The 16,611-nt window shown below is 64.3% G+C and carries 8 protein-coding genes and 1 pseudogene; 1 reads left to right on the top strand and 8 read right to left on the bottom strand.

What is annotated here, in order from left to right; all coding sequences use genetic code 11:
- Nucleotides 1–25: 25 nt before the first annotated feature.
- From ADN01_RS16335 to ADN01_RS20150, 8 genes and pseudogenes are all read right to left on the bottom strand, one after another.
- The gene (locus ADN01_RS16335) at nt 26–6,112 is read right to left on the bottom strand and encodes an alpha-2-macroglobulin family protein (protein WP_152974031.1); all 6,087 of its coding nucleotides are present in this window, start codon (nt 6,110–6,112) and stop codon (nt 26–28) included.
- Nucleotides 6,113–6,296: 184 nt separating this feature from the next.
- Entirely contained in the window at nt 6,297–7,406 is a 1,110-nt protein-coding gene (alr, locus tag ADN01_RS16330; RefSeq protein WP_062419113.1) for an alanine racemase, read from the bottom strand.
- A gap of 37 nt (nt 7,407–7,443) precedes the next feature.
- Nucleotides 7,444–9,993 carry an excinuclease ABC subunit UvrA gene (uvrA, locus tag ADN01_RS16325; protein ID WP_062419112.1) on the bottom strand — a complete coding sequence of 850 codons (2,550 nt, stop codon included), beginning with the start codon at nt 9,991–9,993 and terminating at the stop codon, nt 7,444–7,446.
- 19 nt (nt 9,994–10,012) lie between these two features.
- Nucleotides 10,013–11,245, bottom strand: a complete 1,233-nt coding sequence (locus tag ADN01_RS16320) for an ABC transporter permease (protein ID WP_062419111.1) — start codon at nt 11,243–11,245, stop codon at nt 10,013–10,015.
- Between the two features lie 12 nt (nt 11,246–11,257).
- Nucleotides 11,258–12,529 (bottom strand): ABC transporter permease, encoded by a 1,272-nt coding sequence (locus ADN01_RS16315; RefSeq protein WP_062419110.1) that lies wholly within the window; start codon nt 12,527–12,529, stop codon nt 11,258–11,260.
- Between the two features lie 9 nt (nt 12,530–12,538).
- On the bottom strand, nt 12,539–13,498 hold the full coding sequence (locus ADN01_RS16310; protein ID WP_062419109.1) for an ABC transporter ATP-binding protein: 960 nt from the start codon (nt 13,496–13,498) through the stop codon (nt 12,539–12,541).
- Nucleotides 13,499–13,594: 96 nt separating this feature from the next.
- Complete coding sequence (locus ADN01_RS19945; protein ID WP_062419108.1) at nt 13,595–13,951, bottom strand: glutaredoxin family protein; 357 nt, start codon at nt 13,949–13,951, stop codon at nt 13,595–13,597.
- Between the two features lie 45 nt (nt 13,952–13,996).
- Nucleotides 13,997–14,344 (bottom strand): annotated as a pseudogene (locus ADN01_RS20150) (redoxin domain-containing protein); the annotation flags it as partial.
- Nucleotides 14,345–14,498: 154 nt separating this feature from the next.
- Here ADN01_RS20150 and ADN01_RS16295 point away from each other — a divergent pair.
- Nucleotides 14,499–16,520 carry a S9 family peptidase gene (locus tag ADN01_RS16295; RefSeq protein WP_160318452.1) on the top strand — a complete coding sequence of 674 codons (2,022 nt, stop codon included), beginning with the start codon at nt 14,499–14,501 and terminating at the stop codon, nt 16,518–16,520.
- Nucleotides 16,521–16,611 lie beyond the last annotated feature (91 nt).

Here is a 16,611-nt window from a genome sequence, read left to right as displayed (position 1 = left end):
CTGTGCGTTTAAGAGGGAACCAGGTTTACTGCACGGTGACGCGGTCGCTGGCGCTGCGCCCGAAGACCTCAGGGGAGTACATTTCTTCGGCCTTGGCGGGGGGAACCACGAACTGGCCGGGGGTGGTGGCGCGGGCGATGTAGCTGTAGGTATAGACACCGTCCCATAACAAGCTGGTGAAGGCTTCCGCGCGTTCATCGCGCAGGTTCTGGTGCTCGTACCAGGGGCCCCACCACCAGCTGCGCCGTTGGGATTCCTGGCTGATGGGGTCTACGGCGCTGTCGGCGGTGACTGCCAGGGCTGGGTTCAAAATCTCCAGCCCCGCCGGCAGGGGATCCACCAGGGCCACGTGGTAGCGGCGGTTATCGGCCACCAGGGTGATGCGCACGCGCACTTTGGCTCCGGCGCGGATGACCCAGGAGCCGTCGGTTTGCTGGCGCACATCCGCGGGGTCGTCCACGGCCTCATACACCCGCTGCACCACAAAGCCCTGATCCGCGGCGGGCAGGTTGAGGTCGGTGGGGGCGTAGCGCAGCCCCAGGCGGTAATACAAACGTCCGGCGCCTTCCTTGCTCAATACCAGGTTCTGCAGGCTGCCCGCGGCGGCATCCGTCAGGTACTGCATGGGGATGGTGGTCTCCTGGCGTTCGGTGGTGCGCCCGCGGTATTCGTGGCTGCCGGCGTAGCCTTCGCCTAGCCAGATGCGCGCCACGAAATCGGGGGTTTGGGCTTCGTAGGTGTTAAAGTAACGGTCGAGGGCCAGCAGCACAAAGACATTTTCCTGGGTGCTGCCCCACCGTCCGGCGGTGCGGTGACTGAGCAGCCCGTTGACCACCTTGGGGATCAGGTCGGATTGGGGCGTGTCGCGGATGAGGGCGTCCAGCAGGATGGCGTCCGTGCGCCGGTCGGAGGCCAGCAGCAGGTAGGTCTGGTCATCGTAGGCGGTGGTGAAGTTGGCCGCCCCGGCGGTTTCGACCACGCGGTTATTGACCTCGCGGCGGATTTTCTCCAATTGGCTGGCCGCCTGAGGGTCGCCCGCCAGGGTTCCCCAGATCCAGCCCAGGGTGTCCAGGTTCATTTTCTCGGCGGCGGTCTGGTCGAGCAGCTTGAGGGCCTTGGGGGTGTCTCGGTCGCCCATCAGCGCGCGCACGTACATGGCGTAGGCCGATAGGGTCTGGCGGGTCTGCTCGCCGTACCAGTACGGGTAATAGTTCTCAATCTGCTGCAAATACATCAGGGCTGCGGCCTGCATTTCGGGCGGGACGGTGAAGCCCTTGTCTTGGGCGCGCTGCAGGGCATGGGCGGCGTGGATGGTGTTGAAGGGGATGGATTCCTGCCCGCGGCGCCAGTAGGGGAAGCCGCCGTCGCCGTTCTGCATGCCTTTCAGGCGGTCAATATCGCGCTGCACAGCTGCTTCCAAATCGGCTGGGGCAGGCAGCCCTTCGGCTTTGAAGGCGGTGAGCACATCGCGCAGGGCGGCAATGCCGAGGACGCGTGAGGCGAGCTGTTCGCTGCACTCGAAGGGATAGGAGGACAGGTAGAGGACGGCGTCGGTGAGGGCCTGCAGGGCGGTGGAAGAGGTGTTAATTTCCAGGCCGCCGAACTGGGGGAAGACGCTGCGCGGGGTTTCCAGCGGCTGGTAGACGGCCCCCTGATCCACCACGCCGTAGGTGGCAAAGGCTTCGGTGGTGGCGGGGGTGTAGATGGGGAACTGGCCTTCGGCGGCGTCGCTGTAGCTTCCGGCGGCGACCACCACCTGGAAGCGGGCTGTGCCCGCCTGCACGGCGGCGGCGGGGAAGCGCACCTCCACCCGGTCGCGGGCGGGGACGGTCAGACGGTATCCGGCGCTGCCGGTGAGGGTCAGGTTGGCGGCGCGCAGGGCCACATCCACGCTCAGGTCGCTGTCGGTCTGGTTTTGCAGCACCACGGGCAGCTCAAAGCGGTCGCCGAAGTTGAGGAAGCGCGGGGCCGAGGGACGCACCATCAGCGGCAGGCGGGCGGTGAGGTTGGCTTCGCCCGTGCCAAAATTGCGCCCGTCCTCCACCGCCACGGCCATGATGCGGTAGCGGGTGAGGTTGTCGGGCAGGGTGAAGGGCACACGCGCCTGCCCGTTGGCGTCGGTCTGCACGGTGGGGGCAAAGACCGCCAGGGGGTTGAAATCCACGCGGATGCGCACGGGCTGGGCGGCGTTTGCTCCATCGAAAGCCATATCCTGCGGGGCAGCTTCAGCCACCATAGTGGCCATGGGGGCCGCCGCGGGCATGGGAACCCCTGCGCCGGCTTTCATCTCCCGTTCGGCCTGGGCTTGCTGGGCCAGGGCGCGGGGGTCAATCAGCAGCACGCTGGCGCGGGTGTAGTAGCTTTCGGTATCGCTGGAGCGGTGGCTGTAGAACAGGCTGAGGGGGTCCTGAAGGGTGTATTGGCTGAGGGCCAAAACGGCCTCGTCCACCACAAACACAGCCACTTCCGCGCCCTTCACCGGCTGTCCCTGCGCGCTGCGCACGGTCACCGACACGGCGGTCTGTGCGCCGGGTTCGATCTCAGCCTGTTCGGGTTGGGCTTCCACCGTCAGGGTGCGCTGGACGGGGGGGATGTCCAGGGTTAATTCGCCGCGGGCGTAGGCCGGGCGGGCGGGGATATCGGAAATGGGTTCGCCGCGCTCATCCGTGCGCGGGGCGGAGCCGGTCAGGTCCACCTGCAAATTCAAATTGGGGATGTGCTCATCGCGGATGGGGATGCGCAGGACGGCGGTTCCATCGGTGATGGCAAACGATTCGGTGTAGAGGATGCCGGAGCGGCTGACGGTGAGCAGGCCCTGGGCGGGGCTGAAGGGCGACTGCACCAGCACTTCGGCGGTGTCGCCGGGCTGGTAGGTGTTTTGGTTGGGGATGAGGCTGACGCTCTCCTGCTCCACGCGGTTGGCGGCCGGGCGTTTTTCACCGCTGACCCAGCGGGTGATCTGCGTCTGGTTCAGGCGGCCGGCCTCGTCGCTGATCTGCGCGGTGATTTGGTAGGATCCGCCCAGCGGGGTCTCAAAGGTGCAGCGCACCGCTTCGCTGGCGGAGCCGACCCGGCAGGTCTGCACATCCGTTTCCTGCTGGCGCCAGCTGCCGCCGCTGAATTTCCATTCCAGGCGGGCGGCGCGCACTTCCACGGGGCGGTCCACCACCGGTTTGCCGTCCAGATCGGTGACGATGATATCCACATCCAGGGGGATGCCGCGCTTGACAAAGTAGCTGGGGGTGCGCAGCCCAACGTAGAGGTTGGCCGGGTGTACCAGCAGGGAGGTCTGGCTGGTCCAGGCCTGGCGGTTGACATCCATGACCGTGGCCTGGGCGGTGAAAGTGCGCGGGCGGGGCTGGGTGTCAAAGCCGAAATCCAGCTTGAGGAAATGGGTGCCGGAGGCGTCGGTTTGGCCGGTGAAGGTTTGGGACTGGTCAAAATTGGGGCCGTCGTAGCCGTAGGGGCCGCCCTTGCCGTAATACCACCAGGGCGTCCAGCTGCCGAAGGTGAAATCGGGCCAGTTGGGTGGGCTGTAACTGCCGGGGGCACTGCTGACTTGCCAGACGACCTCCGCGTTGGGCAAAGCGCCTCCGGCGTAGTATTTGGCTTCCACGGCGACCACGGCGCTCTCTCCGGCGAAGTAAGGGGCCGAGCTTTCGTTGCGGGCGGTGACTTCAAATTCGGGGCGGCGGAATTCTTGAATCTGGAAGCCGTGCCCGAAAGCGGTATTGCTGAGGTTGCCCAGGCCGCCCTGAGCCTGCAGATTGATGTAGGCCTGACCCAAATTGACGGCCTGGGGGATGGTGAAGGTGAAATCAAAGCCGCCCAGCGGGTTGACATTGGCCTGACCCGTGCCAATCTGGTTGCCCTGCGGCTCGGTGATGGTGAAGGTGACGGCGCTGACCGCCTCACCCGGCAGGCTGACATCTCCGTTCTGTTTGCCGCCGATGCGGCGCAGCCAGCCTTTGATATGGACTTCCTCGCCGGGGCGGTACATCTGGCGGTCGTCAAACACGTACCAGCGCAGCTCGTCCAACACCGGCCGGGTGGCCCAGGTGCTGTCATCCCAGTAATAGCCGGAGCGGGTCAGGATGGCCTGATCGCTGCCCTGGCTGGCCACCAGGTAGGCGGCCCCGTCGGGGATGGGGAAGGAGGCCACGCCGTCACTGCCGGTGGCGGCCACGGCCGCTCCGGACCCCGCGCTGATCTTAACCTCAGCCAGGGGGGAGCCGTCTTTCAGCGCAGTGGCCCAGGCGACCATCTGGGAGTGATCCACCACCGCGTCCAGGCCGATCTGGGTGATCTGCACCCAGGACTGCACCGTTTCCCAATAGTTGCGGGGGCTGAAGAGGGTTTTATGGGGCTGGACGATGACAATAAAATGGCCGAATTCGCCGTCCATGTAGGGCTTCAGGTCAATATCCACCTGGGTGAGCGCATCCGCGGCGGCTTCCACATTGACAGCTTTATCAAACACGCGCCGGCCGGGGGGAACGGCTTTGCCTTCATTGCGGCTGTATTCGCGCTGGTAGGCCAGGTAGGCAGGCCAATCGTTGGGGCGCACGGCGTAGATCTGCACGTCCAGCTGGCGCATGTTGATGGTGTACACGGTGAAGACCGGCTTGCTGGCGGCGGGGTCGAGGGTGATGAAATTTTGCTGCGAGCCGACCAGGATGGGTGAAGCCTTGCCAACTTTGATTTTCAAGACGGCGTCTTTCCCCAGGGTCTGCCCAAACACATCCTGGATCTGGCCGGAGAGGGTGAGGGTGTAGGTGGTCTGGCCGCGGGTGTCGCCCTGAATTTGCAGGGTGTCGCCGTAGATGTTGGCCGAGACCCCGGCAAGTTCGGGGGAAATACTGAGAAAGCCGTCCTGAAAGGCACTGCTGTCCAGCGGGTTGTTGAAGCGCACAAAGAATGGGGTCAGCGGGCGGCATTCTTCTTCGTAGGAGCTGCACCCATGCTCCAGAATTTTCAGCGGGGCGTAGGTGCTGAATTGGTACGACTGATCCTGGGCGGTGCGCAGGGGGCCTTCGGCAGAGGGTGTGCCCGCGGGGATGGTGACGCTGACGGTGCTGTCGAGGGGCAGGGGTTCCTGGGCCTGAAAAGCCAGCCAGCGGCCTTCGGGGGTGTTTTTCAGGAGGGACGCGGTTTGGGGGTTGGCGCGCACCGCCTCTTCACCGGCCAGCTTAATCCCCACATTGCGGCCGCCAGCCTGTACTTTGAGCACGGCCAGCACCTGCTGGGGGTCGATGCGCTGGTCAAAGGCGATGAAGAAGAGCGGATCGGCGGGTTGGGGGACGCCGGAGGGGTAGCTGGTGATCAGCTTGGGCGGGGGCGTGGAAAAGGTCCAGGTGACGGCCTGGGCCAGCTGCCCCCCCTGCGCCGAGCGCGTTCCTGCGGGGACGGTGGCGCGGTATTGGGTGGCTTTCGGAAGGCGGTCAATCTGATCTGATTCGTATTCAAAGGTGAGGGTCTTGGTGCCGACCCAACGCCAGATGCCGGGCAGGGGCGGCTCCAATTGGACGGGAACCTCTTTCTCAGAGAGCTGTTGCAGGGTGCTGAGGGCCACCATCGGCTGGTTAAAGGTGATGCTGAGGAAGGGGGCGACAGAAATCTCCCCTTCGGGAGAATAGCGCAGCACCTCCAGCGGGCCAGCTTCCACGGTGGGAGCGGTCTGGGGGGAATCGCTGGGGGGGAAGGGTTGGGCGGTGGTCTCACCGCTGCGGGGCGGCGGCAGCGGCCCCTGGGCCAGACGGAAATCCTGGGTGTCTCCCGACTCCGAAACAAGAGCCGGCAGACGCCCTAAGAGCGCCTGCACATCCGCTGCTTCCAAGGGTTGGCTTTCCACCGGCGCAGCTGTGGGCGTGGGTTGGGGTTGGGGCTGCCCTTCGCTCACCTGAAATGGCTCCGGGCTGGGGGACTGAGTGGTCAACGCTTCACCTCCAGAGGGTTGAGACGCGTTTGATTCAATGGGGACGGGTTGGGGGGCGGCAGGGACAGCCGGCATGGCGCAGCTGACCAGCATGGAGACCCCCACGGCGGCGAAGAGAAGAGCTTTTACCGCGGGGAAGATATTCTGGCTTAAAAAGCGGCGGGGGGTTGAGTGCATGGGGAACCACCTTTCCTACACAGCCTGAACAGGATTCACACAACGCGCCGCGGGTGCGGAGGGCAGCGCTTTCGATGAGTTCTACCCTATAAGACGCGCAGACTGCCGCAAACGTTCCTACAGCCGATAAAACACGGCCCCCAAAATGGGATTGACCCGCTTGGGAGGCCGCGCAGAGGGGATTCTAGCGGTAAAAGCGCGGGACGCGCGCGGTGATGCCGCACACCACCTCGTAATTGGTGGTATTCCAGGCTTTGGCGACCTCTTCGGCGGGGATTTCGGCCTGCCCCTGGCGGCCGATAAGCACGGCTTCGTCGCCCACGCGCGCCTCGGGCAGCTCCTGCAGGCTGATGATGCACTGATCCGCGCACATGCCGCCCAACACGTTGACGCGCTTGCCGCCCAGCAGGGCAAAATTGCCTGTGCGGCGGCGGAAACCGTCGCCGTAGCCGGCCGCGATGACGCCTACGCGCTCTTCGCTTTGGGTGGTGTAGCGGTAGTTGTAGCCCACCCCCTGACCGGCGGGCAGGGTCTTGACCGACACCAGACGGGCTTTCCAGGTGAGGGCCGGGCGGAAATCACCCGGCAGGCGGGCATCGTCGGAACACTGCAAGCCGTAGATGGCGATGCCGGGACGCACCATGTCAAAATGCGCCTGGGGCATGAAGAAAGTCGCCGCCGTGGCGCAGCAGTGCACCGTGGGCGGGCGCAGATTGGCCGCCTCCAGGGCGCTGATCAGGGCCTGGAAACGTTCCAACTGCTTAAAATTGGCGGGATGATCTTTGTCGTCCCCGCGGGCAAAATGGGTGAAGAGGCCGGTGACCTCCAGCCCGGGGAGGGAACGCAGCAGGCGGAGGAACTCTACCCCGTCTTCCGCCATGACGCCCAGGCGGCTCATGCCGGTGTCCACTTTGGCGTGCACGGACACGGTTACGCCCAGGGCGTGGGCCTGGGCTGAAAGCTGACGGGCCAGATCGGGGTCGTAGGCGGCCAGGGTGATCTGGTCGGCGGCGGCCGCCCCGGCGCGGGAGGGGTGGGTGTAGGTCATGGCCATGATGGGGCCGCGGACGCCGCCGGCGCGAAGCTGCTGGGCTTCTTCCAGGCGGGCCACGCCCAACCAGGCGGCCCCGCCTTCCAGGGCGGCCTGTCCAACCGGAACCAGGCCGTGCCCGTAGGCGTTGCCTTTGACGATGGCCATCACTTTGGCGCTGGTGAGGCGGGTGAGGGCGCGCACATTGCTGCGAATCGCGGCTAAATCAACTTCTACCCAGGTGGATGCGGTGGTTGTGTCCATGTGATCCAGTATACAGCCAATTGGGGGGATAGGGGGTTTAAGAAATTTTGTCGAGCAGCAGGCGCAGGGCCTGGCCGGTGTAGGAGCCGGGGGTCTGGGCCACCTGTTCGGGCGTGCCCTGGGCCACGAGTTGCCCGCCCGCCGCACCGCCTTCGGGGCCGAGGTCAATCACCCAGTCGGCGGTTTTGATCAAATCCAGATTATGCTCGATGACGATAACTGTGCTGCCCGCGTCCACCAGACGGTGGAGGATGCGCAGCAGGCGGTGGGTATCGGCCAGATGCAGGCCGGTGGTGGGTTCATCCAGCAAATAGAGGGTGTGGGCGGAAGGGCGGCGCTTGAGTTCCTTAGCCAGTTTCAGGCGTTGAGCCTCTCCGCCGGAGAGGGTGGGGGCCGGCTGGGCCAGCTGCAAATAACCCAGGCCGATATCCGCCAGGGCCTGCAGGCGGCTGTGCACGGTGGGCAGGTTTTGGAAGAGGGGCAGGGCCTCGTCCACGGTCATCTCCAGAACCTGGGCGATGTTCAGCTGGTTGTATTCCACCGAGAGCACCTGGCGGGTGAAGCGCCGTCCGCGGCAGGCCGGGCAGAGCACGTTGACGTCGGGCAGGAAATGCATGGAAACGGGCAGGAAACCCGCTCCCTGACAGTGTTCACAGCGCCCGCCGGGGAGGTTGAAGGAGAAATGGCGCGGGGTGAGGCCCAAACGGCGCGCCTGGGGGGTAGAGGCAAAGGCCACCCGCAGGGGGGAGAGCAGGTCGGTGTAGGTGGCCGGGCTGGAACGCGGGTCGCGGCTGAGGGGGGAGGAATCGAGGGTGATGACTTTTTGAATCTGCTCCGCGCCCTCAATGGATAGGTGCGCGCCGGGGGGCGGGGCGGTGGGCGATGCCGAGGGGCGCAAGGCCCGGTCGAGGATGTCCATCACCAGGGTGGACTTTCCGGAACCGGAAACGCCTGTGACGGCGATGAAGAGACCCAGGGGGAAGGAGACTGTGAGGTTTTTGAGGTTGTTGGCGCGCGCGCCGCGCACGGTGAGGACGGCGGCGGTGGTCTCGCGCCGGTGGGCGGGCACAGGGATGGCGGTACGGTGCGAAAGGTAGGCGGCGGTGAGCGAGGTAGGGTGTGAAAGCACTTTGGAGGGCGGCCCGGAAACCACCACCTGCCCGCCGTGTTTGCCCGCCCCAGGGCCGAGGTCAATGATATGATCCGCCGCGGCGATGAACTGGGGGTCGTGCTCGATCACCAGCACGGTGTTGCCTAAATCGCGCAGGCGGCGCAGCAAGGAGAGCAGGGGCAGGGTGTCGCGCGGATGCAGGCCCAGGGTGGGTTCATCAAAGACGTAGAGCACACCGGTGAGCGGCGACCCCAGCAGAGAGGCCAGCCGCAGCCGCTGGGCTTCGCCCGCGGAGAGGGAAGGTGAGGTGCGTTCAAGGGTCAGGTAGGATACGCCCACTTCCAGCAGGTGTTCCAGACGGGCTTGCAGATCGGCCAGAAGGGGAGCGACGACCTGGCTTTCGGTGGGGGAGAGATGCACGCTGAGCTGGCGCAGCCAGACGGCCAACTGGCTGAGGGGCAGGCGCGACAGGGAGATGATGGTTTCGTTGTGCAGCACCACGGCACGGCTTTCAGGCCGCAGACGGCTGCCCTCACACTCCGGGCAGGTTTGAATGGTGAGCAGGCCGGAGAGCTTTTGCAGATAGCGGGGGTCGTGAATGTGCTGGGCATAGCGGCGCAGCAGCGCGGTGGCCAGGCCCTCAAAGCGCCCCTGACGCACTGTGCGCGGGGGCGGCGTTTGGGGGAAATGACGGCTGAACTGGGGACTTTCGACACCGAAGAAAAACAGGTCGTGCAGAGCAGGGGAGAAATCCTGAATGGGCAGCGCAAGGTCCAGCGGGACGGCGTAATGAGCCGCGGCGGCGCGCAGGATGGACAGGTGATATTGGGTGTGGAAAGCGTCCCAATCCTCGACCGCCCCATCCAATAGGCTGCGCCGGGGGTCGGCCAGACGCTCCAGGTTGGGCAGCAGCAGGGTTCCCAGACCGGTGCAGGCGGGGCAGGCGCCCTCGGGTTTATTAAATGAAAAAGCCGCCATGCTCAGCTCAGGAACCGGCGCGCCGCAGGCCGGACAGGGAAAGCTTTGTGTGGGCTGGGTCTCGGCAGGCTCGCCGTCGGGTTCTTCGGTGTCGGGGCAGAACGAGGAGGGGTCGAGAGGCGGGGCAGACAGCGCGCCGCAGGCCGGGCAGGGGCGGCGCCCCAGGCGGGCGTACAGCACGCGCAGGTAGGTGTACACCCGCGTGACGGTTCCCACCGTGGAACGCGGGCTTTGGTGGGTGAGATATTGATCCAGGCTGACGGCGGGCGACAGGCCGGTGATGGATTCGACCGGCGGGGTTGAATAACCGTAGGGCAAGATCCCCAGGGATTCCAGATATTGGCGCTGACCTTCTTTCAGCAGGAGGTCTAACCCCAGGGTAGATTTTCCGGAGCCAGACAGGCCGGTGAGCACCACCAACTGGTTTTTGGGGATAGCCACGGACAGGTTCTTCAGGTTGTGAAGCCGTGCGCCGCGGATGAGGATGGAATCAACCATAGGGTTCCTGCCAGGGCGGCTAGTCTTCGAAGCGGAAGCGCCACACGGCCAGCCCAAAGAACAAAAGGGCCATGCCGGTGAGCACCGCCGCGGGCTGCAGCGCGCCCGACAGACCCATCTCGCGGGTGATGATGTTTTGGAAGCCGCGAATGGCCCAGAAATGCGGGGTCAGCCATTGCAGGCCAGGGACGGCAATATTGGGAGACATGGCCCCGGATGCGATGGCCAGGATGAGGACAATCAGAATGGTCAGGCCGCTGGATTGGCCGGTGGTGCGGGCCAGGGCGGCGATGAGGATGCCCAGGGCGGCGATGACGGCGGCGATGGGCAGGATGACGGCGGCCAGGGCCAGGGGCGAAGACCCCAGGGAGAAATCAAAGAACAGGCTGCTGACGAAAAACACAAACAGAATTTGCAGGCTGGCGATGACCGCGTAGGGCAGGAATTTCCCCGCCAGGATGGCGGCCTTGCTGGCCGGGGTGGACAGCAGGCGGCGCAGAGTACCTTCGGCGCGCTCTTCCACGATGGTGGTGGCCAACTGGCTGACCAGAAAGAAGGCGAACATCAGGGTGTAGCCCGGTACCAGGAATTCCATCAGGGAGGGCAGGCTCTCGGTAGACGGGCCTTCCCCCACGGGCTGTAAATTCAACGAGACCAGCGGGTCTTCGACGGCTGACTGCACTTGCGAGGCCACCACGCCCTGGAAGGCGGCGGTGAGGAACTCCTGCAATACGCCGGTTTCCATACCCGCCAGGTTATCCTGCGAGGTGAGCAGCGAGGCGATGCCGCGGTTCACGCCGCGGGCCACTTCGGCATCCACCAGTTGGGGGGCCAGGGCGGCGTTGACCAAGCCGGTGACGATGGAGGCGCGCTCATTGCGCGCGGGATCTACAATCAGCTCCAAGGCCGCGCCGGAATCGGTGAGCACGGCTTCGGAAAAGCCCGCTGGAATGACCACGGCGGCCATGCGCTCCCCCTGACCCACGCGCCGGTCGGCCTCGGCACGGTCGCTGACCAACTGCACTTCCAGATTGGGGGAATCCTGAAGGGCGCTGAGGACGCGGGCCGCGTTGGTGCCAGAGTCGAGATTGACGGCGAAGACCGCCACGGTGGGCATGCCCGACGAACCGAAGACGGCCCCCATGATCCAGATGAACAGAAAGGGAACCAGCAGGATGACCACCAGATTGGCGGGCTGCTGAAGCCACAGGCGAAGCTCTTTGCGGGCGATGACCCAGATTTGCGTGAGCATAGGCATCAATCCTCAGTCTTCGAAATCGAAGCGGCGCACAGCCAGGAAAAAGAACCCGGCGGCGAAGGCCAGCAGCACGCCGATTTGCGGCAGAACCGCGGACAGCCCCTGGCCGCGCACGATGAGCGCGAGGAAACCCTCCAGCGCCCAGCTGTGGGGAACCAGATGGCTGAGGGTGCGCAGGAAGGGCGGCATGAGGTCAATGGGGAACATGCACCCGCCCAGCAGGGCGGCGATGATAAGCATGGGCACCAGACCCGACGACAGCCCGGGAACCGTGGCGGCGGCCAGGCCGATGGCGGTGGCGGCGCACACCAGGGCGGCGGTGAGCAGGAAGAGGGCAAAGTACTGCGTGCCCAGGTTCATGCCAAACACCGCCGCGCCGATGGCGAACATGACCAGCACTTGCAGCATGCCGATGACAAAGGCCGCCAGGAGCTTGCCGCCCAGCAGAGAAGCCGGACGAACGGGCATGGAGAGCAGGCGTTTGAAGGTGCCGTTGCGCTTTTCATCGCGGACCGCGCCGGAGAGGTAGTCCACCAGGAAAAAGACGTACATCACCGTGTAGCCGGGGATGGTTTGCTGGAAGGTGTCGGGCAGTTTTTTGAGGGTGTAGTTGGCGGGCTGCACGGTTTCCAGGCGGATGGCGGGCTGCTGATCGGCGGCGGGCTGGGTGTTGAGGCCGTCTTCCAGCTCGGTCTGCATCTCTTCAGGGGCCACAGCGGACAGGCTTTGCAGCTGGTCGAAGCCGGCGTTGACCGAATGGGTGACGGAAAGCTTGACCGCCGCGCCTTTGAGCACACCCTCTATTTGCATCAGGCGGGTGGAATCGCCGCCGGGGTCGTAGACGAGGGTAATTTCGGTTTTTTGGCCGTCGGCGATGCGCTGCGAAAAATCAGCGGGGATGATGATCAGGGCGGAGCGCTGCTGCTGGCCCACCATGCGGCGGGCGGTGCGCTCAAAGCAGGCCGGGCCGGGGGTCTGGCAGTCGGGGTCGGCGGCCAACCCGGCGGCTTCAATCTGCTGGGCAGTGAACCAGTTCTCAACCATGAAGCTTTCTTCCAGCGACGCGCGCAGTTCTTCGGCGGATGCGCCGCTGTCGTAACTGACCACCGGCAGCGAGATGCGGCGGTTATCCGACCGCAGCCCATAGCCGTCACCGCCCCCCAGGGCAAAGCCGATGGGCAGGATGAAGGCCAGGGGCATGAGGAAGAGGACGGCCAGCTGGGGGATGTCGCGGGTGAGCTGGCGCAAATCGTTTTTGAGGATAGCCAGGAGGTTCATGCCGCATTCCTAAGCGCGAAGCGATTTGCCGGTGAGGTGCAGGAAAACGCTTTCCAGGTTGGGTTCCAGGGTTTCCATGGAAAGGATTTCCAGCCCCTGCTGGTTAAACAATTGGATAATCTCCAGCAGGGCCGGGTTGGCGCTGCGCGTCTCCACCTTGAGGACGGCCTTGTGAGAAACTCCGTCGGGTTCAAAAGCGGCGGAGCGCACCTGCGGCAAGGCCTGGACGGCCTGGGCAACGGCGGGGTCGGCCTGTGGGAGGCCGATGCGCAGGATACCGCCGCCCAGCATGGCGATCAGCTCGCGGGGGGTGTTGAGGGCGATGATTTCGCCGCGGTCCATGATGGCCACGCGCCGGCAGAGGCGCTCAGCTTCTTCCATGTAATGCGTGGTGTAGAGGATGGTCATGCCTTCTTCACGGTTGAGGCGTTCCACACTCTCAAAGATGTGATTGCGGCTCTGCGGGTCTACCCCCACGGTGGGTTCATCGAGAAAGAGGACGCGCGGGGAATGGATCAACCCGACGGCCAGGTTGATGCGGCGCTTCATGCCGCCGGAGTAGGATTTGATGGGGTCGTTGGCGCGCTCCGTCATGCCCACATATTCCAGCACGCTTTCCACCCGGTCGCGCAGCGGTTTGCCTCGCAGGCCGAATAATTCGCCGAAAAAGCGCAGATTTTCGCGGGCCGAGAGGGTGGGGTAGAGGGCTAGATCCTGAGGAACAACGCCGATGAGCTGCTTGACTTCGGCGGCGGAACGGGCGACATCCAACCCGGCGATGACGGCAGAACCGGAGGTAGGCGGCAGCAGACAGGTGAGCATGGAGATGGTGGTGGATTTGCCCGCGCCGTTGGGGCCGAGCAGACCAAACACCTCACCGGGTTCAATGTGGAAGCTGAGGTCTTTCACGGCTAAAAAGTCGCCGTAGCGGTACGTCAGGCTGCGGGTTTCCACGATGGGAGTGGGCATAGGGCAGGGTTCCTTTGCACGGGCGGTAAATGCAAGGCAGCAGGTCTGGGGGGCTGCGGGATGCGGTTGGACCTGGCTGGAAGCGGCAGGCGGTGATCAGCGGATCTTGAGCAGCTCGCGCAGTTGGTCTTCGTTGAAATCTACGACAATGCGGCCGTCAATATCAAAGGTGGGGGTGGTCTGGTTGCCGTTGGCCCACTGCCGCACCTGTGCCGCGGCTTTGGGGTTGGCGTCAATATCCACTTCGGTGTAGGGGATGTTGTGCGAGCGCAGCCAGGCGCGGGCGCGTTTGCAGTCGGGGCACCAGGCGGTGCAGTACATGACCACGCCGCCGTGGGGCAGGGGCTCATCCTGGCTGGGTTCAGCCCGCAGGGCAGCGGCGATGGCCGGGTCGCATTTGGCCAGTTCTTCGAAGAGCACCTGGTTGCTGGGCTGTTCGCCGATATCATGCACGTCAATGTAGCGCAGGATGCCCTGCGCATCAATGATGAAGATGGCGCGTTCCGAGAACCCGTCGGGGCGCAGAACGCCGTATTTTTCGGCAACGGTACCGTGCGGCCAAAAATCGCTGAGCAGGGGGTAGGAGATGCCGCCCAGGCTGTTGGCCCAGGCCTGTAAACAGGGGACGTGATCTACGCTGATGCCCAGAACCTGGACATTTAATCCCGCGAACTTGGCCAGATTGGCCTCGTAGGACGGGATCTGGCTCGTTCATATGGGTGTCCAGGCCAGGGGGAAGAACGCCAGGACGACGTTTTTCCCGCGCAGCTCACACAGGCTGATGTCTTTCCCCAGATGGCTGGGGAGGCTGAAATCGGGCGCTTTTTGGCCAACCGCAAGTTGCATGGGTATCCTCCCAGGAGAGTGCTGACTTGATCTATAATATTCTTATCGGGGCTGTCTGTCAACCGCGGACAGCGAAAGAAATGTTATTCCGGGCACACCGGCTAAAACCGTGCTTCGCCCTGGGCGGGGCGGGGTTTTGGGAGGGATGAAACGCATGACCAATCGTCGTTTGATAACCGCTGAGGACCTGTACCGTTTGCAGGTGATCACCAGCAGCGAAATTTCTCCGGATGGGGAACGGGTGGTTTTTGGCGTGCAGCGGGTGGAGCGCAAAACGGAGAAGAAATTCACCAATTTGTGGATGCTGCGCCTGGAAACTGGCGCGGCGGTCCCCTTTACGGTGGGGGAGCATGTGGACGGCAAGGCGCACTGGTCGCCGGATGGGGGGCAGCTGGCCTTCACCTCCAACCGTCTGGACGAGAAGCAAGCCCAGTTGTTTGTGATGCCCGCCGACGGCGGCGAAGCCCGGCCGCTGACGCAGATGCAGGGCGAGTTTGGCGAATTTGCCTGGTCGCCCAAGGGGACGCAGATCGTGTGCGAGTTCCGCAAAAAAGATGCCGAGGCGGTGGAGCGCGATCAGGACGAGCAAAAGAAAAAGCTGGGGGTAGTTTCGCGGCGCTACACGCGCGTGTTTTACAAGCTGGATAACTACGGCTATTTGCCGCAGGAGCGCATGCACCTGTGGCTGATCGATGCGCGCACGGGGCGGGTTCGCCAACTGACTGACGGAGCCGTTTATGATGAAACCGGGCCGGTGTGGTCGCCGGATGGGAAAGAGTTGGCTTTTTTCTCCAACCGCCAGCCCGACCCCGATTTTGATCCCGACCGTGTGGAGCTATGGGTGTTGGAGGTGCGCAGCGGCGCCGTCCGCAAGGTGGAGACGCCCACCGGCCCCAAAGCACAGGCCAGCTGGTCGCCGGACGGAAAATGGATCGCCTATATTGGCCGCGAAGGGCTGAACGAATCCTGGAAGCCGGACGGCTTGTGGGTGGTTCCGGCGGACGGCAGCGGCCCGGCGCGCTGTGTGAGTGCGGCACAGGACGTGTTTATTTCCGCCTCCACCATCAACGACGTGGGTGGGGCACGCCAGAAGCCGCCGGTGTGGTCACCGGACAGCAGCCGGCTGTACGTGCAGGCAGCCTATCACGGGCGCACGGCGCTGTGGGCCTTTAACACAGCGGACGGGGCCAAGGAAGCGGTGGTGGATGTGCCGGGGGTGGTGGTGGAATTCAGCCTGGATGAGCGCCACCGGCGGCTGGCCTACACCCTGGGGACGCTGAAGGATCCGTGTCAGGTGTGGGTGCGCGAGATGGACGGCAGCCGCCCAGAGCGCGCGCTGACCCATCTGAACCAGGACTGGTTAAAGGAAATTGACCTGGGCACGGTGGAAGATGTGTGGTTTCAGGGGCCGGACGGCAACGATTTGCAGGGCTGGATTGTGCAGCCGCCAGGGATGGAAGCCGGGCGTAAATACCCCTGCCTGGTGGAAATTCACGGCGGGCCGGTGACACAGTACGGCTATTTCTTTATGCATGAGTTCTACTATCTGGCGGCACAGGGCTATGTGGTCGCGTTCAGCAATCCGCGCGGCGGCAGCGGATACGGCGTAAAGCACGCCGAAGCCATCAGCAACGGCCGCTGGGGCACGGCGGATTACACGGATGTGATGGCGTTCAGCGATTTGCTGGCGCAAAAAGTCTATGTGGACAGCCAGCGCATGGGCGTGTTGGGCGGCAGCTACGGGGGCTACATGACCAACTGGATCATCGGCCACACCCAACGTTTCGCCGCCGCGGTGAGCATGCGTTCGGTGAGCAATTTCGTTTCGATGTGGGGCTCCAGCGACTTTAACTGGTGGTTCCAAACGGAGTTGGACGGCCGCGCGCCCTACGAAAGCATTGAGGTGGCCTGGGACCGCTCACCGGTGAAATATTTGGGCAGCGCGCGCACGCCGACTCTGGTGATTCATAATGAAATGGACATGCGCTGCGATCCGGAACAGGGCGAGCAGGTGTATGTGGCTTTGAAGAAGCTGGGCGTGGATACGGAACTGGTACTCTTTCCGGAGGAGCCGCACGGCCTGTCACGCACAGGGCGTACCGACCGAAAAATTGTGCGCCTGAAGAGCATCAGCGGGTGGTTTGACCGCTACCTGAAAGGCAAAGACGGCAAATAGCCGGCCCCCCCCTGGCGCACAACCAGGGGGGCTGCTTTTATCCGCAGATGATGCAGAGGATCAAGCCCAGGTGCGGGCGGGATGGTTTTAG

Origin of the sequence: Levilinea saccharolytica (genome assembly GCF_001306035.1) — a bacterium.
GTDB lineage: Bacteria > Chloroflexota > Anaerolineae > Anaerolineales > Anaerolineaceae > Levilinea > Levilinea saccharolytica.
The sequence above is the reverse complement of the archived record's forward strand: the minus strand, read 5'-3'. Positions and strand labels throughout refer to the sequence as shown.